At 62.0% G+C, this 23,271-nt stretch carries 22 protein-coding genes; 16 read left to right on the top strand and 6 right to left on the bottom strand.

Annotation, left to right across the window (positions count from 1 at the left end; all coding sequences use genetic code 11):
- The first annotated feature begins 237 nt into the window (after nucleotides 1–237).
- The 8 genes from E8Q41_RS08360 (at nucleotide 238) to E8Q41_RS08325 (ending at nucleotide 8,961) form a co-directional block, all read left to right on the top strand.
- The gene (locus tag E8Q41_RS08360) at nucleotides 238–1,065 is read left to right on the top strand and encodes a phosphogluconate dehydrogenase C-terminal domain-containing protein (protein WP_137155069.1); all 828 of its coding nucleotides are present in this window, start codon (nucleotides 238–240) and stop codon (nucleotides 1,063–1,065) included.
- Nucleotides 1,066–1,167: 102 nt separating this feature from the next.
- Nucleotides 1,168–2,109: a D-ribose ABC transporter substrate-binding protein gene (locus E8Q41_RS08355; RefSeq protein ID WP_137155068.1), complete on the top strand. Its 942-nt coding sequence runs from the start codon at nucleotides 1,168–1,170 to the stop codon at nucleotides 2,107–2,109.
- A gap of 121 nt (nucleotides 2,110–2,230) precedes the next feature.
- Nucleotides 2,231–2,869: a DUF2291 family protein gene (locus E8Q41_RS08350; protein WP_137155067.1), complete on the top strand. Its 639-nt coding sequence runs from the start codon at nucleotides 2,231–2,233 to the stop codon at nucleotides 2,867–2,869.
- A gap of 1 nt (nucleotide 2,870) precedes the next feature.
- Nucleotides 2,871–4,412, top strand: coding sequence for a sugar ABC transporter ATP-binding protein (locus E8Q41_RS08345; protein ID WP_137155066.1), 1,542 nt, complete (start codon nucleotides 2,871–2,873; stop codon nucleotides 4,410–4,412).
- Nucleotides 4,412–5,476, top strand: a complete 1,065-nt coding sequence (locus E8Q41_RS08340) for an ABC transporter permease (protein WP_137155065.1) — start codon at nucleotides 4,412–4,414, stop codon at nucleotides 5,474–5,476. The genes E8Q41_RS08345 and E8Q41_RS08340 overlap by 1 nt, the downstream gene beginning before the upstream one ends.
- A 16-nt stretch (nucleotides 5,477–5,492) precedes the next feature.
- Nucleotides 5,493–6,527 carry a Gfo/Idh/MocA family oxidoreductase gene (locus tag E8Q41_RS08335; RefSeq protein WP_137155064.1) on the top strand — a complete coding sequence of 345 codons (1,035 nt, stop codon included), beginning with the start codon at nucleotides 5,493–5,495 and terminating at the stop codon, nucleotides 6,525–6,527.
- Nucleotides 6,528–6,557: 30 nt separating this feature from the next.
- Entirely contained in the window at nucleotides 6,558–8,459 is a 1,902-nt protein-coding gene (locus tag E8Q41_RS08330) for a hypothetical protein (protein ID WP_205910376.1), read from the top strand.
- Nucleotides 8,460–8,565: 106 nt separating this feature from the next.
- On the top strand, nucleotides 8,566–8,961 hold the full coding sequence (locus E8Q41_RS08325; RefSeq protein WP_137155063.1) for a DoxX family protein: 396 nt from the start codon (nucleotides 8,566–8,568) through the stop codon (nucleotides 8,959–8,961).
- A gap of 42 nt (nucleotides 8,962–9,003) precedes the next feature.
- Here E8Q41_RS08325 and E8Q41_RS08320 read toward each other — a convergent pair whose 3' ends face one another.
- Both E8Q41_RS08320 and oiaX read right to left on the bottom strand, forming a co-directional pair.
- Nucleotides 9,004–10,329, bottom strand: coding sequence for a four-carbon acid sugar kinase family protein (locus E8Q41_RS08320; RefSeq protein WP_137155062.1), 1,326 nt, complete (start codon nucleotides 10,327–10,329; stop codon nucleotides 9,004–9,006).
- A gap of 21 nt (nucleotides 10,330–10,350) precedes the next feature.
- Nucleotides 10,351–11,607: a 3-oxo-isoapionate-4-phosphate decarboxylase OiaX gene (gene oiaX / locus E8Q41_RS08315; protein ID WP_137155061.1), complete on the bottom strand. Its 1,257-nt coding sequence runs from the start codon at nucleotides 11,605–11,607 to the stop codon at nucleotides 10,351–10,353.
- Between the two features lie 140 nt (nucleotides 11,608–11,747).
- Between oiaX and E8Q41_RS08310 the strand changes: the two genes are divergently transcribed.
- The 6 genes from E8Q41_RS08310 (at nucleotide 11,748) to E8Q41_RS08285 (ending at nucleotide 18,132) form a co-directional block, all read left to right on the top strand.
- Nucleotides 11,748–12,467: a transcriptional regulator NanR gene (locus E8Q41_RS08310; RefSeq protein WP_137155060.1), complete on the top strand. Its 720-nt coding sequence runs from the start codon at nucleotides 11,748–11,750 to the stop codon at nucleotides 12,465–12,467.
- A 78-nt stretch (nucleotides 12,468–12,545) separates the two neighbouring features.
- Nucleotides 12,546–13,490, top strand: a complete 945-nt coding sequence (locus E8Q41_RS08305; protein WP_137155059.1) for a LysR family transcriptional regulator — start codon at nucleotides 12,546–12,548, stop codon at nucleotides 13,488–13,490.
- 290 nt (nucleotides 13,491–13,780) lie between these two features.
- Nucleotides 13,781–14,761: an ABC transporter substrate-binding protein gene (locus tag E8Q41_RS08300; protein WP_137155058.1), complete on the top strand. Its 981-nt coding sequence runs from the start codon at nucleotides 13,781–13,783 to the stop codon at nucleotides 14,759–14,761.
- An 86-nt stretch (nucleotides 14,762–14,847) separates the two neighbouring features.
- A complete protein-coding gene (locus tag E8Q41_RS08295; protein WP_246660123.1) occupies nucleotides 14,848–15,648 on the top strand; it encodes an ABC transporter permease in 801 nt (266 codons plus the stop codon).
- A gap of 10 nt (nucleotides 15,649–15,658) precedes the next feature.
- The gene (locus E8Q41_RS08290) at nucleotides 15,659–16,450 is read left to right on the top strand and encodes an ABC transporter ATP-binding protein (RefSeq protein WP_137155057.1); all 792 of its coding nucleotides are present in this window, start codon (nucleotides 15,659–15,661) and stop codon (nucleotides 16,448–16,450) included.
- A gap of 80 nt (nucleotides 16,451–16,530) precedes the next feature.
- Nucleotides 16,531–18,132 (top strand): GMC family oxidoreductase N-terminal domain-containing protein, encoded by a 1,602-nt coding sequence (locus E8Q41_RS08285; RefSeq protein ID WP_246660122.1) that lies wholly within the window; start codon nucleotides 16,531–16,533, stop codon nucleotides 18,130–18,132.
- A 6-nt stretch (nucleotides 18,133–18,138) separates the two neighbouring features.
- Here the strand turns inward: E8Q41_RS08285 and E8Q41_RS08280 are convergent, their stop codons facing one another.
- Nucleotides 18,139–18,378, bottom strand: coding sequence for a WGR domain-containing protein (locus tag E8Q41_RS08280; RefSeq protein ID WP_137155055.1), 240 nt, complete (start codon nucleotides 18,376–18,378; stop codon nucleotides 18,139–18,141).
- A gap of 90 nt (nucleotides 18,379–18,468) precedes the next feature.
- On the bottom strand, nucleotides 18,469–19,239 hold the full coding sequence (otnI, locus tag E8Q41_RS08275; RefSeq protein WP_137155054.1) for a 2-oxo-tetronate isomerase: 771 nt from the start codon (nucleotides 19,237–19,239) through the stop codon (nucleotides 18,469–18,471).
- A gap of 348 nt (nucleotides 19,240–19,587) precedes the next feature.
- Here otnI and E8Q41_RS08270 point away from each other — a divergent pair, with 348 nt between their 5' ends.
- On the top strand, nucleotides 19,588–20,598 hold the full coding sequence (locus E8Q41_RS08270) for a helix-turn-helix domain-containing protein (protein ID WP_137155053.1): 1,011 nt from the start codon (nucleotides 19,588–19,590) through the stop codon (nucleotides 20,596–20,598).
- Nucleotides 20,599–20,620: 22 nt separating this feature from the next.
- Here E8Q41_RS08270 and E8Q41_RS08265 read toward each other — a convergent pair whose 3' ends face one another.
- Both E8Q41_RS08265 and E8Q41_RS08260 read right to left on the bottom strand, forming a co-directional pair.
- Entirely contained in the window at nucleotides 20,621–21,052 is a 432-nt protein-coding gene (locus tag E8Q41_RS08265; RefSeq protein WP_137155052.1) for a helix-turn-helix domain-containing protein, read from the bottom strand.
- A gap of 253 nt (nucleotides 21,053–21,305) precedes the next feature.
- Nucleotides 21,306–22,928, bottom strand: coding sequence for an ABC-F family ATP-binding cassette domain-containing protein (locus E8Q41_RS08260; protein ID WP_137155051.1), 1,623 nt, complete (start codon nucleotides 22,926–22,928; stop codon nucleotides 21,306–21,308).
- Nucleotides 22,929–23,055: 127 nt separating this feature from the next.
- Between E8Q41_RS08260 and E8Q41_RS08255 the strand changes: the two genes are divergently transcribed.
- Nucleotides 23,056–23,271 carry a DUF2384 domain-containing protein gene (locus E8Q41_RS08255; protein ID WP_137155050.1) on the top strand — a complete coding sequence of 72 codons (216 nt, stop codon included), beginning with the start codon at nucleotides 23,056–23,058 and terminating at the stop codon, nucleotides 23,269–23,271.

The raw sequence follows: 23,271 nt of genomic DNA, 5'->3' as shown, positions 1-23,271 counted from the left end.
CCGCGAAGCCTTGCCCGCCGGCTGCAGTCCGGCGGTTTTTTGTGTTCGTACAAAATAATCATTACCTCATTGACTCATCATACCAGTTGCTTTACCCGTTCCTCCAGAGTGAGGAGCGGCGCCGTCGGGAGGACGGCAGCCTGGGAGGCCTCCGCCGCAGCGTCGGTGGACAGCAACCCTCTGCGCCCAAAGCGCCGACCCTCCAGGTGACACAGAAGCAAGGACGGAGACGGCACAATGACGGCCATCGCGCTATTCGGAGCAGGCGGAAAAATGGGTTGCCGCCTGGCGAAAAATCTCAAGGGATCGCGTTTCGACGTCCGTCACGTCGAAGTCAGCGACGCCGGCAAGGCGCGGCTTGCCAATGAACTGGGCGTCACGGCGGTTGACGCCGACGCCGCGCTCGGTGGCGCCGATGTGGTGATCCTGGCGGTGCCGGATACCGCCATCGGCAAGGTCGCGCATTCGATTTCCGACAAGCTCAAGCCTGGCGTGATGGTCGTGGTGCTCGACGCCGCCGCCCCCTTCGCCGGCCATTTGCCGGAGCGCGCCGACCTCACTTATTTCGTCACCCATCCCTGCCATCCGCCGATCTTCAACGACGAGACCGACATGGCCGCCAAGAAGGATCACTTCGGCGGCGTGCACGCCAAGCAGCATATCGTGTCTGCGCTGATGCAGGGTCCGGAAAGCGAGTATGCGCTCGGCGAGGAAATCGCCAAGACGATCTGGGCGCCGGTCATGCGCTCGCATCGCGTCACCGTCGAACAGATGGCGCTGCTGGAGCCCGGTCTGTCCGAAACCGTCTGCGCCTCGCTGCTCGTGGTCATGAAAGAAGCCATGGACGAATGCGTCCGCCGCGGCGTGCCCAAGGAAGCGGCCCGCGACTTCCTGCTCGGCCACATGAACGTGCTCGGCGCGGTCATTTTCGAAGAGACGCCCGGCGTGTTTTCCGACGCCTGCAACAAGGCGATCGAATTCGGCAAGCCCGTGCTGATGAAGGACGACTGGCTGCGCGTTTTCGAACCCGAAGAAATCGCCGCCAGCATTCAGCGCATCACCTGAGGCTTAGCGCCACAGACAAGCGGGCGTGGAGGCGTCCGCTTGATGACTACAGGGCACGGCCGACGCGCCGCGCCAAAACCTGTTCAAGAGGAGGAGAACATCATGACACTGACCCGCAGACTGACGCTTGCCGGCTTCGCCGCCATCATGGCGGCCACCACCGCCATGCCGGCCTTTGCCGCCGATCTCATCGCCATCATCACCCCCAGCCACGACAATCCGTTCTTCAAGGCGGAAGCCGTGGGCGCGGAAGCCAAGGCCAAGGAACTCGGCTATGACACGCTGGTGCTCGTGCATGACGACGACGCCAACAAGCAGTCGCAGCTGATCGACACCGCCATCGGTCGCGGCGCCAAAGCCATCATTCTCGACAATGCCGGCTCGGAAGCGTCGATCGCCGCCGTCAAGAAGGCCAAGGACGCCGGCGTCCCCTCCTTCCTGATCGACCGCGAAATCAACGCCACCGGCATCGCCGTCTCCCAGATCGTCTCCAACAACTATCAGGGCGCGCAGCTCGGCGCGGAAGAGTTCGTCAAGCTGATGGGCGAGAAGGGCAATTATGTCGAGCTTCTCGGCCGCGAAGCCGATCTCAACGCCGGCATCCGCTCCAAGGGCTATCACGACGTCATCGACGACTATCCGGAGATGAAGATGGTCGCCCAGCAGTCGGCCAATTGGAGCCAGACGGAAGGTTATTCCAAGATGGAAACCATCCTGCAGGCCAATCCGGATATTCAGGGCGTCATCGCCGGCAATGACACCATGGCCATGGGCGCGATCGCAGCACTCCAGGCCGCCGGCCGCAAGGACGTGATCGTGGTGGGCTTCGACGGCTCCAACGACGTGCGCGACTCGATCCTGGCAGGCGGCATCAAGGCCACCGTCATGCAGCCGGCCTATGCGCAGGCCCAGCTCGCCGTGACCCAGGCCGATCAGTACATCAAGACCGGCAAGGGCCCGGCTGAGGAAAAGCAGCTGATGGACTGCGTGCTGATCACCGCCGACAACGCCGGCAAGCTCGAAACTTTCGCGCTGAAGGACTGATTTTCCCAAGGCCGCCACACGGCCGACTTTGCGCGGGGGCGCTTTTCAGCATCCCCGCGCCTTTTCCCTTCATTCCGGGCCGTTTGCCGGCCCATTTTGGTGTACACGACCGGAGCGCGCCATGTCCCGACATCACGCCTTCATCGCCCTTCTGGCGCTGACTGGGCTCACGCTGGCCGGATGCAAATTCGTCAAGACCGAGGACCAGCAGAAGGAAGCGGCCGCCGCCGCCTTCGATCCAGACCGGCAGGTGGCCGAGATCTGGGACAGCAAGGTCGTCCCCTATTTCGACAAGAAAGCCGCGCCCTATAAAGACGTCGCGGCCCTCGTCGCCTCCGATCCGGACGCCGCCAACAAGACCTATGGCCATAAGGAAAAGCAGGGCAACGCGCCCTGGACCTATGCCGCCAAAGTCGACGGCGTCATCGTCAAGGCCGAGACCAAATCCCGCGCCGGCTATGTCGACGTCGATGTCGACGGCGATCAGAAGGCGGATGTGCGCGTGGCGATTGGCCCCGCCATTCGCGGCACGGCGCTGCGCGACGCGCTGGATTTCGTCGATTTCAACTCCTTCCGCAACCAGATCGAATGGGCGCAGTTCGGCAAATCCTTCAACATTCACGTCAACAAGCTGACGCTGGAAAAGCTGCCGCGCGACACGCTCGTCGGCAAGACCGTGAAAGCGACCGGCGCCTATCCGCAGCCGTCTTCGGGTCAATTGCCGCAATTCGTGCCGGCGACGATCACGATCGGAGGCTGAGATGGACGCTTCCCAGGACGACGTCATCCTCGAACTGCGCGACGTCACCAAAGCCTATTCCGGCATTCTCGCCGTCAAGAAAGCCAATCTCAAGCTCAGGCGCGGCGCGGTCAATGTGCTGGTCGGCGAAAATGGCGCCGGCAAATCGACGCTGATGCGCATCATCGCCGGCGTGGAGCAGCCAACGCTCGGCGAGATCTGGATGGATGGCGAACGCATTTCGCTTTCCTCGCCCGCCGACGCCGTCAAACATGGCATCGGCATCGTCTTTCAGGAACTCAACCTGTTCGGCAATCTCACGGTGGCCGAAAACATCTTCGCCACCCGCGAGATCACCCGCGGCCTGCGCGGCATCGACCACAAGGCGCAGGTCGACAAGGCCAACGCCTTCCTCAACCGACTGGAAGCCGGCATCTCCGCCGAGACGCTCGCCGAAGACCTGCCGATCGGCCAACAGCAGCTGGTGGAGATCGCCCGCGCCGTCTCGCTCGACACCCGCATCCTCATCATGGACGAGCCGACCTCGGCTCTGTCCGCTGCGGAAGTCGACATTCTCTTCCGCGTCATCGCCGAACTGAAGGCGCAGGGCGTCGCCATCGTCTATATCTCGCACCGGCTCGAAGAGCTGATGCGGATCGGTGATTACATTACCGTGCTGAAGGACGGCCAGATCACCGGCCAGGCTTTGGTGAAGGACATCGACACCCGCTGGATCGTCCGCTCGATGATCGGCTCTGACGCCAAGGATTTCGCCAAGGCCACGGATCACAAGATCGGCGGCGAGGCGCTGCGCGTCGAAGAGATCTGCCTGCCGCGCGCCCAGGGCGGCTATGCCGTCGATCACGTGTCGCTCACGGTGCGCAAGGGCGAAATCCTCGGCATTTACGGCTTGATGGGCGCAGGCCGAAGCGAACTGTTCGAATGTGTCATGGGCCGTCATCCCCTGTCGTCGGGCCGGATCTTCATCGATGGCGCAGAATTGACTGCGCCCGACACAACCCGCCGCATCCAGAAGGGACTGGCCCTGATCCCGGAGGATCGCCAGCGCGAAGGCCTCGTGCAATGCCTGTCGATCGCCGAGAACCTGACGCTCGCGAGCCTCGGTCAGTTCGTGAAGAGCCTGTTCCACATCGATCTCGCCAAAGAGAAGCAGGCGATCAAGGATTCGATCCGCAATCTCGCCATCAAGGCGCCGAACCCGGATTTCGAAGTCACCTCGATGTCGGGCGGCAACCAGCAGAAGGTCGTCATCGGCAAGGCGCTGATGACCGGGCCGAAGGTGCTGCTGATGGACGAGCCGTCGCGGGGCATCGATGTCGGCGCGAAGGCCGATGTCTTCCGCACCATGCGCCGGCTGGCGGGTGAGGGGCTCGCCATCCTGTTTTCCACCTCCGATCTCGAAGAGGTCATGGCGCTGTCGGACCGGATCGCCGTGATGAGCAACGGCCGACTGGTGACGATCCTCGATCGCGCCGCCGCCACCGAGGAGGCGATCATCGCCGCCTCCGCCGAAGGACATAAACAAAGAAGGACGCTTCACTGATGACCGCCGCCGCCAACGCCGCAACGGGCGCGAGCCCAGTCTCCGGATCGCTCCTCCTGACGCTCATGAAACTGCGCACCTTCATCGCGCTGTTTGCCGTGATCGCCTTCTTCTCGATCTTCGCCCCGAATTTCCTGTCGACGGCGAATATGATCCTGATGTCCAAGCATGTGGCGCTCAACGCCTTTCTCGCCATGGGCATGACCTTCGTCATCGTCACCGGCGGCATCGATCTCTCGGTCGGCTCGATCGTCGGCCTGTGCGGCATGGTCGCCGGCGGGCTGATCCTCAACGGCATCCAGCTTCCGATCGGCTACACCGTCTATTTCAACATTTTCGAAGTGGCGCTGATCGTGCTGGTGGTCGGCGTGTTCATCGGCGTCATCAACGGGCTGTTGATCACCAAGCTGAATGTCGCGCCCTTCATCGCTACGCTCGGCACGCTCTATATGGCGCGCGGCGCGGCCCTCCTTTACTCCGACGGCCAGACGCTGCCCAATCTGGTCGGCAAGCCGGAACTCGGCAATGAGGGCTTCGGCTTTCTCGGCGCAGGCTATATTCTGGGCCTGCCGACATCCGTCTGGCTGCTGATCGCGGTGGCGCTGGCGGCGGCCTATTTCGCCCGTTTCGTGCCGCTCGGTCGGCATATCTTTGCGGTCGGCGGCAATGAGCGGGCGGCCCGCATGTCCGGCATCCGCGTCGACCGGGTGAAGATGTTCGTCTATATGTTTTCCGGCTTCTGCGCCGCGATCGTCGGCCTGGTGATCTCGTCGGAACTGATGGCCGCGCACCCGGCCACCGGCAATTCCTTCGAGCTCAACGCCATCGCGGCGGCCGTGCTCGGCGGCACCTCGATGTCGGGAGGACGCGGCACGATCGGCGGCACGATCATCGGCGCCTTCGTGATCGGCATTCTGTCGGACGGACTGGTGATGATGGGCGTGTCGTCCTTCTGGCAGATGGTCATCAAGGGTCTGGTCATCATCGTCGCCGTGGTTGTCGATCAGGCGCAACGCAAATTGCAGCAGCGCGTGACGCTGATGCAGATGGCCAAGGCCGGCTGAGCAGGGGAGGGCGATGATGCCGACATTCAAGGGCGCGTTGATCGGCTGCGGCTTCTTCGCCGTCAACCAGATGCATGGATGGGGCGACGCCGGCAATGTCGAGATCGTCGCGATCTGCGATCGCGATCCGGAACGGCTGAAGATCGTCGGCGACCAGTTCTGCGTCGCCAGACGCTATCAGGATGCGGAGGCGATGTTTGCCGATGGCGGCTTCGACTTTGTCGATATCGCCACCACCGTCTCCAGCCACCGGGCGCTGGTGGAGCTTGCCGCGCGGCACAAAATTCCGATGATCTGCCAGAAGCCGTTCGCCCCGACGCTGGATGACGCCAAGGCCATGGTCCGCTCCGCCCAAGACGCCGGCGTTCCCCTGATGATCCACGAGAATTTCCGCTGGCAGACGCCGATCCTGGCGGTCAAGGCCGCATTGGACTCAGGCGAGATCGGCGAGGCCTTCTGGGGCCGCGTCTCCTTCCGCTCCGGCTTCGACGTGTTTTCCGGACAGCCTTATCTGGCCAAGGGCAAGCGCTTCATCATCGAAGATCTCGGCATCCATTCGCTCGACATCGCCCGCTATCTGTTCGGCGACGCCAGCAGAATGACGGCGCGCACCAGGCGCATCAATCCCGCCATCGCAGGCGAGGATGTCGCCACGATGCTGCTCGACCATGACAACGGCGTCACCTCCGTCGTCGATGTGTCCTACGCTTCGAAGCTGCCGGAAGAACCGTTCCCGGAAACCTTCGTCGAGATCGACGGAACCGAGGGCACGCTCCGGCTCGGCAAGGACTACAGCTTCACCGTGCATGGCCGTTCCGGCACGAAAGTCTCCACCGTCGCGCCCAACCTGCTGCCCTGGGCCTCGCGCCCCTGGCACAATATTCAGGAGAGCGTGGCGCTGATCCAGAAGCACTGGATCGAGCGACTGGCCTTGGCGCAGGCGCCCGACACCTCCGGGGACGACAATCTGAAAACCTTCGCGCTGGTCGAGGCCGCCTATCTCAGCGCAGAGACTGGAAAGACCGTTGATCTCGCGGATCTACTTGGCTGACACCCTGTTGCAATCCATGAGGAGGGAACCATGAGCAGCCTCGATTTCCGTCTTTATGGAACGCATGAGCCGTCGGCCCCCATGCGCAGGCTGACGGCCGGGCCTCTGAGCGTCGATCTGCAGGACGGCAATCTCCGCACCATCCGCTATCATGGCCACGAAGCCTTGCGCGCCATCGCTTTTCTGGTGCGCGACAAGGATTGGGGAACCTGCGCGGCAAAGATTTCCAACCTCGCCATTCATGAAAGTGAGCCGCGTTTCCGCATAACCTATCGCGCAAGCTATTCCGCTCCGGATGGAGCAAGACTCGTCGCCGACATCGTCATAGAAGGAGAGGCGGAGCGCATTCGCTTCACGGCGGATTTCACGGCGCAAGGCGATTTCGAGACGGCCCGCGCCGGCTTCACCGTGCTGCATCCCATCGTCGGCGTCTCCGGCGAGCCGGTGACGGTGGGCCATGCGGATGGATCGGTCGAGCAGGCGCATTGGCCCAGGGCGATTGATCCCTGGCAGCCCTTCGAGGAGATCGCCTCCATCACGCATAGGGTCGCGCCGGGCATAACAGCAGAGACCTGCTTCGCCGGCGATATCTTCGAGATGGAAGACCAGCGCAACTGGACCGATGGTTCCTACAAGACCTATGTCCGGCCCTTGGCGCTGCCCTGGCCCTACCGCCTCGAAAGCGGCGCGCGCCATAGCCAGAGCGTCGAACTGATCCTTTCAGCAGGCGCTGCAGCGCCGGCTCTGGCGCGGTCGGATACGCCTAGCTCGCTTGCTCTATCTCCGAAGGCTGTGCGACTGCCGGAGATCGGCGTTGGTCTGCGGCCCGACTGCGCTGAGGCCGAGGCGCGGCATCTCCCTTTGCTTGAGCAGATCGGAGCGCGGCATCTCATCGCCCATTATGATCCGATCGCGGGTCATGGTTCGGAAGCGCTCAAGCACTATGCAAATGTCGCGCGGAGCTCAGGCCTCAAACTCACCCTCGAATGCGCCGTCGCTTGCAAAGGTCACCTCGATGACGAGATGGCTGAACTCGCGGCGCTCGTTTCGGAGGCCAATCTCCCGATCGACACGCTGTTTGTAAGCCCCTCTGTGGACCGGCAATCGACGCCCCCAGGCTCGGCATGGCCCGATTGCCCGCCGCTTGAAGACCTCTATCAGGCGGCGCGCAAGTCCTTTCCCGGCATTCGGCTGGGCGGCGGCATGCTCTCCTATTTCACCGAACTCAATCGCAAGCGCATTCCGGGCCATCTTGTCGATTACGTCAGCCATTGCACCAACCCCATCGTGCATGCGGCCGACGACCTCTCGGTGATGCAGACATTCGAGGCGCTGGCCGATGTCGTCGCTTCGGCGCGCGCCCTCTATGGCGACAAGCCCTATCGCATCGGCCCCTCGACCATCGCCATGCGCCAGAACCCCTATGGCGCGGCGACCAAGGACAATCCGACGCTCTCGCGCATTCCAATGGCCAATGTCGATCCGCGCCATAACGGCCTGTTCGGCGCGGCCTTCGCGCTCGCTTACGCCGCGACCACGCTGCCAGCGGAGCTCGAAGTCCTCACTCTGTCGACTTTGGCCGGTCCGTTCGGGCTTATCGCCGGCAGGGGCGAACCTTGCGCATCGGAGAGCATCCGGCCGCTCGGCCGTGTCATCGCCGAACTCGGGCGCCTCGCCGGCCGGCGCGCATGGGCCGTGACCTCGGATGCCCCATCGGACGTCCTGGGATTGGCGGCGGAAGGCGAGAGGGGCGTGGTTCTGCTCGCGGCCAACATCACGCCGCATGATCGAGAGGTGAGACTTCCCGGTCCTGCCGCCAGTCTCGCTCTGCTGAACGCTGGCACGCTCGACAAGGGCTTTACGGAGATTTCCTCAACGAACACTGTTTCGCTGCCGCCTTACGCATGCCTCAAGGCGTTGATCTCCAAATAAAATTCGTGTTCACGAGGAAGTTATCTGGAGTTGAGGTGACAAGTTTTTCGGGTCGTGCGAAGGCGCTTGGGCATATTCCTCCCAGCCCAAGCAAGGCACTGACATCATGGCGTTCACCGAAAAACTGAACTTTTATTCACCCTACATGCTCAGCATCACCCGCATCGTGTCGGGCCTCATCTTTCTGGAACATGGCACGGCCAAGCTACTCGGCTTCCCGGTCTCGCAGATGAACCCGGCTGCGTTCAGCCTCGGTTGGTGGGCTGGCGTCATCGAACTGATTTGCGGCGCGTTGTTGACCGTCGGCTTCCTGACCCGTCCGGCCGCCTTCCTCGCCTCGGGCATGTGCGCTTTCGCCTATTTCATCGCGCATGCGCCGCAGAACTTCTTCCCGATGAACAATGGCGGCGATGCGGCGATCCTGTACTGCTTCCTGTTCCTGTATTTCGTGTTTGCCGGCGCGGGTCCGCTCAGCGTCGACGCCCAGCGCGCCAAGGCCTGATTGATCGGAGGGGAGGGCGGTCAGCCGCCCTTTCCTCGCCCGTCAGGGACGGCCGGCGCGGATCATCGAGAAGTAATCGTCGCCGCCGACCTGACCGCCCTTCAGCGCGATCTCCAATCCATCGAGATCGCCGCCATGCGCCTTGCAGAGCGGCGAGCCCGGCGTTTGCGGCAGCGGCATCGCCAGCGTCAACGCTTCGATCCCCATCTCCCCGAGCGCATGGCTGGATGTGTCGCCGCCGGCGACCACCGCGCGGAGGAGCTTCGCTTCTTTCACCAGACGTTTTTGGATCTCTCCCAGCCCTTGTCCGATCCGGTGCCGCGCGCCTTCCTGCGTGTCGATTTCGTTGCCGCGATCGGCGGACGGTCCGAGCGCCGTATAGATCACCGGGCTCGCGCCGCGCGACAGGATCTCCAAACCAGCGACCACGCCGCGTTCAATCTCGTTTACCGCATGGTCGCCGGTCAGATACAGCGGATCGAGCGCTACGGCTTCAAACCCATGAGCCAGCGCGTGTCGGATCTGCCGCTCGGTCGTCGGCGACACCGAACCCGAGACCACAGCGATTTGCTCGACAGGCCCGACCGCGTCGAACACAGGTTTCGGCCCGATCAACCCCGCCTGTCGCCAGGCTTCGATCAGCGCATATTCGACGCCCGAGGAGCCGCAGACAAAACGGCCGCGATCTCTGAGAGCATTCCACAGGATCTGTCCGGCGGCGGCCTGCGTGCCCCCATCCAGCACATCGATCAGCAGAATGGCGGGATCATCCGCGAGCGCAGCGCCAAGCGCGCCAGCGACATCGGCGCCGGTCAGGGACACGCAATCGAGCAGTGCAGACGACAGTGACGTCTGGCGCGAGAGATGGAGAAGGAGATCGGCCTCATCCATCGGCGTCACCGGATGCCGGCTCATCACCGGATGCCGGTCGATGCGGTAATTCCTGCCCTGATAGGCGGCGAAAAGCTGGCCGAAAGCGGTGTAGCGACGGATCTGCGGCGCGCCGACAAGGAGACTGGTGGTTCGATTTCCAAATATGCGCGCGCCGATCTCGATAGCACGACCGATACTGCCAATCCCCGGGCTGGAATCGAAGGTCGAGCAGACCTTGTAATGACAGATTTCGGCGTCTAGCCCGGCGAGCCACGCAAAGGCCCCAGCGAGATGGACATCCATCCAGTCCGGGCTCTCGCTGCGGCTCGTGCCGGCAAGCCCGACGGCGCGCGCGTCGCGAAACCGCTTCCCCGTCTCCGCGCTCGGACGTTTCAGATAGAGGACCGTGTCGACGCCATTGGACGCAAGCGCCTCCATCACATCGGTCGAGCCGGTGAAATCGTCGCCGTAATAGCTGATCAGGGGGCGGGTCATATCATGCTCCGGGAAGGTTTATCAGGCGGCCTTGCCGTCGGCGAATTTCTCGATCGAGCGGGCAAGTTCGGGGTGATCCCTCGCATAATCCTCAAGCGCCACGCCCGCCACCGCCGCCTCCCAGGCCTGCCGAACGGCCTTGACGCCCGCGCCCGGTCCATCGGGATGGCTGACGATGCCGCCTCCGCAGAGATAGAGGAGATCCGTCGAGCCGCCGGTGGCCTTGATCGTATCGGGCGCCTGGCCGCCCCATTGACCCGAGCCGATCACCGGCAGGGGGCAATCGGAAGGGTCGAATATCGGCGTCGACACTGCCTTGTAGGAACGCACGAAGCTTTCGTCCGGCTCCCAATATTTGACCCGGATGCCGTTGATCTGAAACTGATCGACGCCGAGCAGTCGCCAGAACTGTTGCCAGACGGAGAACTCAAAGCCGATGCCGGCATGACGGGTGAGAACATCCCAACCGTTGCGATGGGCGTGCAGCACGAGACCCGAGCGCTTGCGCAGGAAACTCATGCCGCCAAAGCCGATCGAGTTGATGTTGACCACGGCGCAATTGCCGCCGGCTTTCACCACGAGATCATGGTTGCGCATCATCTCGTCGGGATCGGCATGCGAAATGCCAAAGGCGTACATCACTTTCTTGCCGGTCTTCTGCTCGTGATCGAGAATTCTCGGCATGATCGCCGCCACCCGCTCCGACAAAGGCGAATAGGCCGGGCTCATCAGCTTCTCGTCGTCCTTGATGAAATCGACGCCGGCCTCGATCAGCTCGCCGACCATCTCCGCCGTCTCATGCGGTCGCAGGCCCAGCGCCGGCTTGACGATCGTGCCGATGATGGGCCTGTTCACCACGCCCGTCAGTGTCCGGCTGCCCGCGACGCCGAATTGCGGACCAGGATGAGCGGCGCGGAACGCGTCGGGCAGCTTGAGGTCGACGATGCGGATGCCGGTCATGCCCTTGATCGAAAAGACGCCGCCAATGCAGATCGTCATCAGCGCCGAGAGATCGGTTCCGACCGCGTCTATCGGAAAGTCGATATCGACATCGGCGCGATGAAACAGACTTGCGCCGCCGCCTTCATCCGGAAAGGACGGTGTGTCGATCGGGGGCAGGGGGCGAATATCGACGACCCGGGCGGCGACCCGCGCCTTCAGCTCTTCGGTCTCGCCGGGCAGCGCCACGAAGGTGCCGGTGGACTGATCGCTGGCGATCTTGGCGGCCATTTTTTCAATGGAGCCGGCCGTTTCGATACGATAGGTGACCCTGATCACGCCGCTCCTCCCCGAGCATTCGCGTTGCAACTCGCAGACAACTGGTATAATGAGTATCACTGTCATGCAAGTGCCCGGCGACGGTTTTCTTGCTTCGCGCAATCGTGCATAAGATCAGCGGCGAAACAGAAGGTAACGCGATGACCATCCTCTCCGAACCGATCGTGCGACGGAAGCTATCCGACGAAGTGTTCCTGAGATTGCGGGCGCTGATCGAGACGGGCGAACTCAAGGCCGGCGACGAAATGCCGTCGGAACGAACGCTGATGGAGCGGTTCGGCGTTGGCAGGCCGGCGATCCGCGAAGCGATGCAGGCGCTCGCCGGCAAAGGGCTGGTGGAAATTTCGCATGGCGAACGCGCCCGGGTATTGAAGGTCACGGCGCAATCGCTGCTGAGGCAGGTAGATTTGCCGGCCAAGGTCATGCTGGCGGGCTCCTCGGATTCACTGGAACATCTGAAAAGCGCCCGCATCTTCTTTGAACGCGGCATGGTGCGGGAAGCCGCCGAAAAGGCGAGCGACGAGCAGATCCGCGAACTCAAGTCCAAACTCGAAAAGCAGAAGGCGCAGCTCGGCGATTCCGAAGGCTTCATCGGCGCCGACATGGAGTTTCATACGGCGATTGCACGCATCTCCGGCAATCCCATTTTCGAGGCGGTCAGCGAGGCCATGCTCGGCTGGCTTAAGGCCTATCATACGGAAATGCTGATCTGGACCGGCAAGGAGAATTTCACGCTGGCCGAGCACGAGGACATCATCGCCGCCATCGAGGCCCATGATCCCGACGCAGCGGAAAACGCCATGATCAAGCATCTGGAGCGGTCGCGCGCGCTGTATGCTCTCAAGAACGGGCTGGGCTGAGACGCCGCTGAACGATAAGCTCGATTGAACGGATCACGCCCGCTGGGCCGAAGCCGATCGTAACCGGAATGTCCCCGCATGCGCTTCACGCTTAGACAACTCGAATATTTCATTGCCGCCGGCGAAACCGGCAGCATTGCGCAGGCGTCGGAGCGCATCAACATCTCCTCGCCCTCGATTTCGACGGCGATTTCACAGCTGGAACAGGAGCTCGAAGTGCAGCTCTTCGTTCGTCACCACGCCCAGGGCCTGTCGCTGACACCGGCGGGCCGCGTGATGCTGATGGAGGCCAAGCGCCTGATCGAACAGGCGGAAGCGCTCTATTCGGCGGCGACTGCAACCTCGGAAGAGGTGAGGGGGCAACTCAATGTCGGCTGCCTCACCACGCTTGCGCCGATGATCCTGCCGGAACTGGCGCTGTCCTTCATGTCCGCCTTTCCCAGAGCCTCGATCCGCCCTTTCGCCGATCACCAGGAGACGCTGCTGTCGGGATTGCACAAGGCGACGATCGACATCGCCATCACCTATGACCTGCAGATCTCCCAGGATATCGATTTCATCCCCCTCGTCGATCTGCCCGTGCATGCGCTGGTCGGCGAAACGCATCCTCTGGCGCGGCAATCAGCCGTGACGCTGCATGAACTCGTCGACCTGCCGCTGATCCTGCTCGATATGCCGATCTCGACCGAATATTTCATGGCGCTGTTTCTGAAGGAAGGATTGCAGCCGACCATCGGATTTCGGTTTTCCCAGCCGGACGTGATCAGGACCATGGTCGCCAATGGCTATGGCTATACGCTCGCCAATGTCACTTCCCGTTCCGATCAAGCGCTGGACGGCCGGCGCGTGACGCGGGTGCGGCTGGCAGGCGACCACAGGCCGATGACGATCGGCATCGCAACGCTCAAGCAATTGCGCAAATCGCGGCTTCTCTCCGCCTTCAGCGCTCATGCGCGCGCCTTTATCTCAGATTCCTACATCCCCGGCATGGTCGCGCCGACCATGGGCCAGAAGCGTCGCTGAGCGCAAATTCCTACTCAAAAGATTGAAAAAAGGCAGGCCGCCTAAGGCTTGGGCGGCCACTGCACGCTTATTGCCCAAATCGCTAACCCGCCCAATAGAAATGCGACTGATTAGGCTAAGACTAATCAATTTCGTCAGAAAACTCTATTTTTCCAAATGAAGGAAGCATGCTTACTTGTATAGGCAACGACAAAAGACGCCGGTGCGCCACGGTTTTAGGGCTCCTCCCGCCCCATAAATCCATGGGCAACCAGGACGTCGAGAACGAACCACAGACAAGGGAACGTCACATGAAATCTCTTTCTCGCCTGTTCAAGACTTCGCTGGCCGCCGGCGTCGCGCTTATCGCGGCCAGCGCCGCTGAAGCCGGAACGATGAAGCTGGGCATGACCACCTGGGTCGGCTACGGCCCGCTCTTCCTCGCCCGCGACCTCGGCTATTTCAAGGAAAAGGGCCTCGAAGTCGATCTGCAGATTGTCGAGGACCATGCGCTCGCCATGGCGGCCGAAGCCTCCGGCGAACTCGACGGCGACGCCGGCACGATCGACGAGACGCTGCAGTACCGCACCAAGGATTTCTGCTTCAAGACGGTCTATGCGCTCGACGACAGCCATGGCGGCGACGGCATGCTGACGCCGACCACCGTCAATTCCATCAAGGATTTGAAGGGCATGGAAGTCGGCTTGAACGAAGGCTCGGTGTCGCAGTTCTGGTTCAACATCCTGCTCAAGCGCGAAGGCATGACGGAAGCCGACGTCAAGGTTACCAACATGACCGCCGACGACGCCGCCGCCGCCTTCATGGCCGACCGCATTCCGGTCGCCGTCACCTGGGAGCCGCATCTGACGCTCGCCAAGAAGGCCAACAAGGGCAAGGTGTTGATCGACTCCTCCAAGACCCCGGGCGTGATCGTCGACGTGCTCTCGCTGCGCTGCGACTATATCGAAAAGCACCCGGAAGACGTCAAAGCGCTGGTCGAAGGCCTCTACAAGGCCAATGAATATATCAAGACCAACAAGGAAGAAGCCTACGCCATCATGGCCAAGGGCGTCGGCGGCTGGCTCTCCGATCCCAAGGACTTCGCCGATTCCGCCGCCGGCGTGAATTTCTACGGCAAGGAAGAAAACGCCCGCTTCTTCAAGGGCGGCGCAGACAGCGAAGCCGGTACTCTGATCAAGCTCGGCAACGAGATCTGGGGCGGCTTCGGCAAGGTCAAGATGGACGCCAAGTTCGAAGACGTCGTCGACGCCCAGTTCCTCGAGATCAAGTAACGCAACACTCTCCGCCGGGCGGCACTGCCGCCCGGTCCGTATGCACGCCTCCGCCTCCCGTCGGGGCTGGAGTTGGAGTTCCGATTTTGTCTCAACGTTCTCTTCTCAAAGACATGGCTTCGCCATTCCGCGCCATCCCGCAATCGATGACCGCCGGACTGGGCGTGCTCATCTGGGTATTGGTGGTCGGCTTCTGGATCGCCGTGACCTATTCCGGATACGTGCCGGAGATGTTCCTGCCGACGCCCGGCCATGTTCTTGAAACCACGATCAAATTCGCCCAGAATGGCCAGCTCTGGGAACACACCTCGTCAAGTCTGAAAGTGGTTCTGCTCGGCTTCGTGGTGTCCTCCGTCTTCGCGGTGCCGCTCGGATTGCTGATGGGCTCCTACCGGGTGGTGCAGGGTCTGTTCGATCCGCTGGTCAATTTCATCCGCTATCTGCCCGTCACCTCCTTCGTGCCGCTGTTCATTCTCTGGATCGGCATCGGCATCGAACAGAAGATGGCCGTGATCATCTTCGGAATTTTCTTCCAGCAATTGGTGATGATCGCCGACGCCGCGCATTCCGTGCCGCGCGACCTGATCAACGCCGCCTATACGCTCGGCACGCGTCGTATCGAGACCGTGTTTCACATCGTGCTGCCGGCGACGCTGCCCAACATTCTCGATGTGCTGCGCGTCACCATGGGCTGGGCCTGGACCTATCTCGTGGTCGCCGAACTCGTCGCCGCCCGCGCCGGCCTCGGCTATATCTCGCTGAAGGCGGCGCGCGGCTTTCAGGTCGACGTCATTTTCATGGCGATCGGCATGATCGGCCTGCTCGGCCTGTTCACCGACAAGATCTTCCGCATCATCCGCCGCTATCTGGCGCCCTGGGCCAATTGAGAGGCGCCGCATGTCCAAACTCGATTACAATTCCTCCGATATTTCCGTCTCGCATGTGCAATTGCGCTACGGCGCCGGCAAAAAGGCGGTTCTCGCGCTCAACGACATCTCCCTGCGTGTCGAGAAGAACGAGTTCTGCGTCATTGTCGGGCCATCAGGCTGCGGCAAGTCGAGCCTTCTCTACCTGATCGCCGGTCTCGAAGACCGGACCGGCGGCGACATCGCCGTGGGCACCCGCAACGTCACCGAACCCGGCCCCGATCGCGGCATGGTGTTTCAGGGCTATACGCTGTTTCCCTGGCTCACCGTCGCCCAGAACGTCGAATACGGCCCGAAGCGAAAGGGACTGAACCCCGCCACCCGCAAGGATCTGGTTGATCATTATCTCGCCGAAGTCGGTTTGTCGAAATTCGCCAATCATTATCCGTCGCAGCTTTCCGGCGGCATGAAGCAGCGCGTCGCCATCGCCCGCGCGCTCGCCAATGATCCCGAAGTGCTGCTGATGGACGAACCCTTCGGCGCGCTCGACAGCCAGACCCGCCACCAGATGCAGAAACTGCTGCTACGCGTGTGGGAATCGACCAAGAAAACCGTGCTCTTCGTCACCCATGACATCGACGAAGCGATCCTGCTCGCCGACCGGGTGCTGGTCATGTCCGGCCGGCCCGGTTTGATCAAGAAGGAAATCAAGGTCACGATCCCCCGGCCGCGCTCCGCCGACATCGTGCTGGAGCCGGAATTCATCGCCATGAAGCGTGAAATCCTGGAACTCCTTCGCAATGACGAGGACGACGCTCACTAAGAGCGTCGTCGCTTCAGAAAAGACATGCTGAGACCAGTCTCGCGCCGGCGCATGCCGCGCGACAGCGGGGAGATATGCGCATGGAAAAGCTAGACTTCGACTATGTGATCGTCGGCGCAGGATCGGCCGGCTGCGTGCTCGCCAACAGGCTGAGCGCGGATGCGGCGAAAACCGTCTGCCTGATCGAAGGCGGCGGCTCAGACGACAGCCTTCGCGTGAAAGTCCCAGCCGGCATTCTCTCGCTCTACGGCAATCCGCGTTTCGATTACGGCTATGTCGGCGTTCCCCAAAGCGAAATGAACGGCCGGCGCATTCCCGTCAATCGCGGCAAGGCGCTCGGCGGCTCCTCGACGATCAATTCGATGATCTATATCCGCGGCGCGCGTGAGGATTACGACGAATGGGCCGCGCTCGGCTGCAAGGGCTGGGCCTATGACGATGTGCTGCCGGTGTTCAAGAGTTTCGAACGAAATCTCATCGGCCATGACCCGGTCTATCACGGATTCGACGGCGAATTGCTGGTCGACAATCCGCGCGATCCCAATATCGTCGCCCGCATGTTCGTGGAGGCCGGCAAGCAGGCGGGGCTGCCCGCGAATACCGATTTCAACGGCCCCAGTCAGCACGGCGTCGGCGTCTATAACGTCACACAGGACAAAGGCAGCCGCTTCTCTTCCCACACCGCTTTCGTCAAGCCGATCGCGGGGAGGACGAACCTGCACATCCTCACCGAAACCGACGTCGTCGATCTCGACATCGAGGACGACAGGGCAACGGCCGTGAATGTCGTGCGCAATGGAATTGTGCACAAGATCATTGCGCACGGCGAAATCATCCTCTCGGCCGGCGCGATCGGCAGCCCGCGCATTCTTCTTGCCTCGGGCCTCGGCCCCGCAACTGAGCTCGCCGCCGCTGGCGTCGAGGTGAAGCGCGACATTGCCGGCGTCGGCAAGAATTTGCGCGACCATATCGACGGCATGATCACGGTGCGCTCGAATAGCCTCAAGACGCTCGGCCTGTCGCTCGGCAATCTGCCCGCGATCCTCGCGAGCCCGCTGAATTACCTCCTGCGCCGCAAGGGCATGCTGACCACCAACTATGTCGAGGCCGGCGGCTTCGCCAAGACGCGGCTCTCGACGGGGCTTCCCGACATCCAGTTCCATTTCGTGCCGGGCTATCGCAGCCATCGCGGCCGGCTCGTCGAATATGGGCATGGATTTGCCGTGCATACCTGCGTGCTCCGGCCGAAAAGCATCGGCGAGCTCACGCTCGCCGCAGACGGAACGCGGCGTAACGCACTGATCGATCATCGCTTCTTCAGCCGGTCCGAGGATCTCGACACACTGGTCGAAGGCATCAAGGTGGCGCGCTCGATCTTCTCCCAGCCGGCGCTCCGAGAACTCAACGGAACCGAAGTCCTGCCAGGCCCGGATGTCCGGACAGACGATGAGATCCGCGCCTATCTCCGCGCCGAAGCGCTCACGGTCTATCACCCGGTGGGCACTGTGAAGATGGGCGTCGACGACATGGCGGTGGTCGATCCGGAAACGCTGAAGGTGAGGGGGCTTTCCAATCTGCGCGTCGCCGACGCCTCGATCATGCCGACGCTGATCGGCGGCAACACCAATGCGCCGTCGATGATGATCGGCGACAAATGCACCCGCATGATCCGCGCCACATAACGTTTCTCAGCCGTAGCCGCGCCGCCGCTTGATCCTCTCCAGCCGCATCCAGGCGCGGACGGCGTCCTGTTCGCTGGCGAAGGTTTCGACCTTTTTTCGCCCCTCGCCGCCGATGCGGCCCCATTGGCGAATGAGTGAGATTTCACCGAACAGGGTGGGCTGCAGGCTGAGGAAATAGAAGCGCGCCATGTTGCGGGCCGGATCGATGCGGCGAAGGCGCAAGGGAGCTGAGAAAGAACCTGTCATGGCGCGATTCTTCCAGCCGCGCCGGCGAACGTCCAACGACTTCGGTGAATCGATCCGCCTCGACCGATTCACGCACGTGATGGATGTGGCTCAGCGATAGCGGTCGAGCCAGTGGAGGCCGGCGACGGTTCCGGCCATGGGTCTGTATTCGCAACCCACGAAACCGTCATAGCCGAGCGCGTCGAGTTCAGCAAAAATTCGGACATCGTCGAGTTCCCCGCTGCCGGGTTCGCCGCGATGGGGAACGGCGGCCGTCTGCACATGGCCGATCAGCGGGAAATGCGTTCTCAGCCCGGTCAACACGTCGCCGTGCAGGATCTGGCGGTGATAAATGTCGAATTGCAGCTTCAGGCAGGGGTGATCGATCTGACGGACCAGTTCGGCGGCGACATCGAAATCATTGAGATAATATCCAGGCATATCGCGCGGATTGAGCGGCTCGATCAGGATCTGGGCGCCGATGCCCGCCGCAGCCTCCGCCGCTCTCAACAAGTTGTCGCGGTATATGCGCGCTGCGGCAGGATCGCGAGGATCGGCGATGCCGGCCATGCAATGGAGGAACTTCACTCCGAGAACTTTGGCGTAGGACAGGGCGAGAGCCAGTGACGAGACGAATTCCTCCTGCCGGCGGGGATCGACCGCCAGACCCCGATCCCCGGCGCTCCAGTCTCCCGGCGGCAGATTGAACAGGGCCACGGCAAGGCCCGTCTGCTGAACCCAGCGGGCAACGTTTTCCGGCGAATGATCATAGGGAAACAGAAACTCCACCGCTTCAAATCCCGCGTCCGCCGCAGCCGCAAACCGCGCTTCGAACGGCAGCTCGGTGAACAACATGGTGAGATTGGCGGCGAAACGCGGCATGAGGGCTCCGAAAATGATTGTCGGTTCAGATGAATTCGAGCCCCGACACGGCGATGCGATATGAACTCAGAGACGTGTGGAATGCAATGATGGAAGGCACAGGTCGCCCTGCGAACCGCGCTGTAAACTCGATAACCTTAATTATGGAACTAACAATATAGACCAGTGCAACTGCTCGACCGTCACTGTTTCTTGCGCCGAAGCGCATATTGGCGCAATCTTATGTGGCGCGAATAAGTCTAAGGGATAATCCGTATATCGCAAGAAACCATACTTGATGTCGTCAACAGACAAATAAGCAAGTTTTGATAGATTGCCGAGCTGCATGGCCGGCGCATGGACTGACGGATGAGCATACCGAGATCTTTCTTCGACACACGGAAATTGCCGGCCGGACCCGCCTGGGATCTCTGGCATGATCAGATCAGCGTGATCTTCGATTCTCGTCCGCACAAGAGCATCGAGGATGGCTTCTTCGCATCGGTGGACGCCTGGCTGGTCGGCGAAGTCGGCATTGGTCATATTCGCGGCGGCGGCCAGCGCTTCGATCGGTCTCGCAAGAAGATCGCCAAGGATGCGATGGACGGTTATGTGCTGCAGTTCTATCTGCAAGGACAGAGCGAAGGCCGCGTCAGCGGCCAGACTGCCAAACCGGGCGATCTCTATCTCATCGATATGGCCCAGGCGCTTGCGACCACCACCACCGACCACGAGCAGATCAGTTTCGCGCTGCCGCGCCGCATGCTCGCGCCTTTTCTGAAAATGCCCGACAATTGCCATGAGCTGGTCATCCCCGGCGATCAGCCACTGGTAACCCTGCTGCGTGACTCGATGGTGAGCTATACGCGCAATCTCGACCGCATGCGGGCCGAAGATGCAGAGATGGCGCTCAAGCCTTTGGTGGACCTGACGGCGGTTGCGATCAATTCCGAATTGTCGGAGGAAAAGGCCGAGGCCGTGAACCTGATGCTGACAGCCAGCATCCGCCGGCATATCGAGGCCAATCTGCTCGATCCCGATCTCTCGGCGGAAACGGTCGCGGCGAGCTTCGGCCTGTCGCGTCGCTCACTTTACCGCTTGTTCGAACGTTTCGGCGGCTTCCAATCCTATGTGTATGAGCGACGGTTGCGCCGCGCCTGGGATGCGCTCCGCGCCGCAGACCAGCGTCATCTGGCCATTGCCTCGATCGCAGAAAGCCACGGCTTCGCCAATCCGGAAAACTTCACCCGCGCCTTTCGCCGGCTGTTCGGCATGACGCCGCGGGAAGTGCGGCATCTCTCCGTTTCCGACACCGAACGCGCGCTGGCGGCGACCCCGCAGGCCATGTGGTCGCAATGGGTCGCCAAGATCGGCAGCTGACGCGCTCAGCGGTGCTCCCGGATCAGGCGCTCAACCGCGCCGGTTCCATCGCTTTCAGGGCCGAAAGCCGGGCATGGCGGCGGGGGGAAACGCCGAAGCGATCGCGATAGGCCGCGATGAGATTGTTGGCGTGGCCATAGCCGATCAGATAGGCGATCTGCTTCAGGGGCATTTCCGTCTCGCCGAGCAAGCGCCGCGCCGTTCTCAACCGGCTCTCGCGCAGATAGCCGAAGATCGTCGTGCCGAACTGCTCGCGAAAGCCCTGCGTCAGCCGGCGCTGGCTGAGGCCGACCATCTCCGCCAATTCCCCCAGACTGAGAGGCTCGGACAGGTTCTGTTCGATCAACAATCCGGCGCGGCGCACAGCATCGCGCTCTCTGACCGTCAACGGACGCAGCGCTTCGCCGTCTTCGCTTCCCAGAACATTCAGCTCTTTTACACTGGCTATTTGCATCTCGAAATCTTCCTCGCTTGCCTCGAGCGCCGGCGGAAATCGCCGGCAATTTCTTGAGGAAAACCATGAAGGTCTCGGTAACTCACTGCAATGGTTGGGTTTTGGATACCCGTCAATCAGTCAGACGGTGCCTGAGAACCGTCAAATAGTGCCATGCTTTAGTAACGCAGGATGTAAGCGATGCAGGGCATGGGGCGGAATGCTCCGCTCCCTTCCCGATCTGGAACATGTCGACCGAAGAGCGGCTGGCGACTCAGCCTCGGATACCCGGCGCTTCCTGACCGGTGCGCGCGACATATTCGGTATAGCCGCCGTCATAGCGATGAACGCCATCGGGGGTCAGCTCCAGCACGCGGTTGGACAGCGCGCCGAGGAAGTGACGATCGTGGCTGACGAACAGCATGGTGCCCTCGTAATCGGCGAGCGCCCTGATCAGCATTTCCTTGGTGTCGAGATCGAGATGGTTGGTCGGCTCGTCGAGAACGAGGAGATTCGGCGGATCGAACAGCATGTTGGCCATCACCAGCCGCGCCTTTTCGCCGCCCGAGAGCACGCGGCAGCGCTTGTCGATATCGTCGCCGGAGAAACCGAAACAGCCGGCCAGCGCCCGAAGCGGCGCCTGGCCCGCCTGCGGAAACGACGATTCCAGCCATTCGAGGATGGTGGCGTCGCCGTCGAGCAGATCCATCGCATGCTGGGCGAAATAGCCGAGCTTGACGCTGGCGCCGATCGCCACCGTGCCCTCGTCCGGCTCGGTCGTCCCGGTCACCAGCTTAAGCAGCGTGGATTTGCCGGCGCCGTTGACGCCCATAATGCACCAGCGCTCGCGGCGGCGGACGCTGAAATCGAGGCCTTCATAAATGGTGCGCGAGCCGTATTTCTTGTGCACGCCCTTGATGTTGATGACGTCCTCGCCCGAGCGCGGGGCCGGACGGAATTCGAAGGCGACGGATTGACGACGCTTGGGCGGCTCGACGCGGTCGATCTTTTCGAGCTTCTTCACCCGGCTCTGCACCTGCGCGGCATGGCTGGCGCGCGCCTTGAAGCGCTCGATGAACTTGATTTCCTTGGCAAGCATGGCCTGCTGGCGCTCGAACTGCGCCTGCTGCTGCTTCTCGTTCTGCGCTCGCTGCTGCTCGTAAAAGCCGTAGTCCCCAGAATAGGTGGTCAGGGTGCCGCCGTCGATTTCGATGATCTTGGTGACGATGCGGTTCATGAATTCGCGGTCGTGCGAGGTCATCAAAAGCGCGCCGTCATAGCCGCGCAGGAAGTTCTCGAGCCAGATCAGGCTTTCGATGTCGAGATGGTTCGACGGTTCGTCGAGCAGCATCACGTCGGGGCGCATCAGCAGGATGCGGGCCAGCGCCACGCGCATCTTCCAGCCGCCCGAGAGCTTGGCGACATCGCCGTCCATCATCTCCTGGGTGAAGGAGAGACCGGCCAGCACTTCGCGGGCGCGGCCATCCAGAGCATAACCGTCTAGCTCCTCGAAGCGCGCCTGCACCTCGCCATAGCGCTCGATGATCTCGTCCATCCGGTCCATCTGGTCGGGATCGGACATCTGGGTTTCGAGGTCGCGCAGCTCAGCGGCCACCGCGCTGACCGGCCCCGCCCCCTCCATGACTTCCGCCACGGCGCTGCGGCCCGCCATTTCGCCGACATTCTGGTCGAAATAGCCGATCGTCACGCCCTTATCGACCGACACCTGGCCTTCATCAGGCTGTTCCTGGCTGGTGATCATCCGGAACAGCGTCGATTTGCCCGCGCCGTTGGGGCCCACGAGACCGATCTTCTCGCCCCTGTTGAGGGCGGCGGAGGCCTCGATGAACAGAATGCGGTGGCTGAGCTGCTTGGAGATGTTTTCGAGGCGGATCATGGCTTATCTGGACTGGTTGACGCGGGCGCCCTTATGGCATGCGAAAATCCATCTGTCGCAGGTTTTCTGACCATCCGCCCGTCACTGATGGCATACTGGCAAAGAACAGCATCAAGGCGACGCGGTCATGACAAAAGAAGCTATGTCCTTTGGTGTGGAAGAGCACGAGATCGTCAACCGCATCATCATGCGGTTCAGCCACGAAGCCGAAGCCTGGGACTGGTTCAACAGCACGCCGCTGCCGGGCCACGGAAGTGCAACCGCTCGCGATCTTGTTCGCGAGGGCCGGGCGCAGGAGGTCTTAGCCTATATCGACAGCGTCGACGCTGGCGTTCACGCCTGA

This window comes from Rhizobium sp. FKL33, assembly GCF_005222915.1.
Classification (GTDB): Bacteria; Pseudomonadota; Alphaproteobacteria; order Rhizobiales; family Rhizobiaceae; genus Rhizobium_E.
The sequence above is the reverse complement of the archived record's forward strand: the minus strand, read 5'-3'. Positions and strand labels throughout refer to the sequence as shown.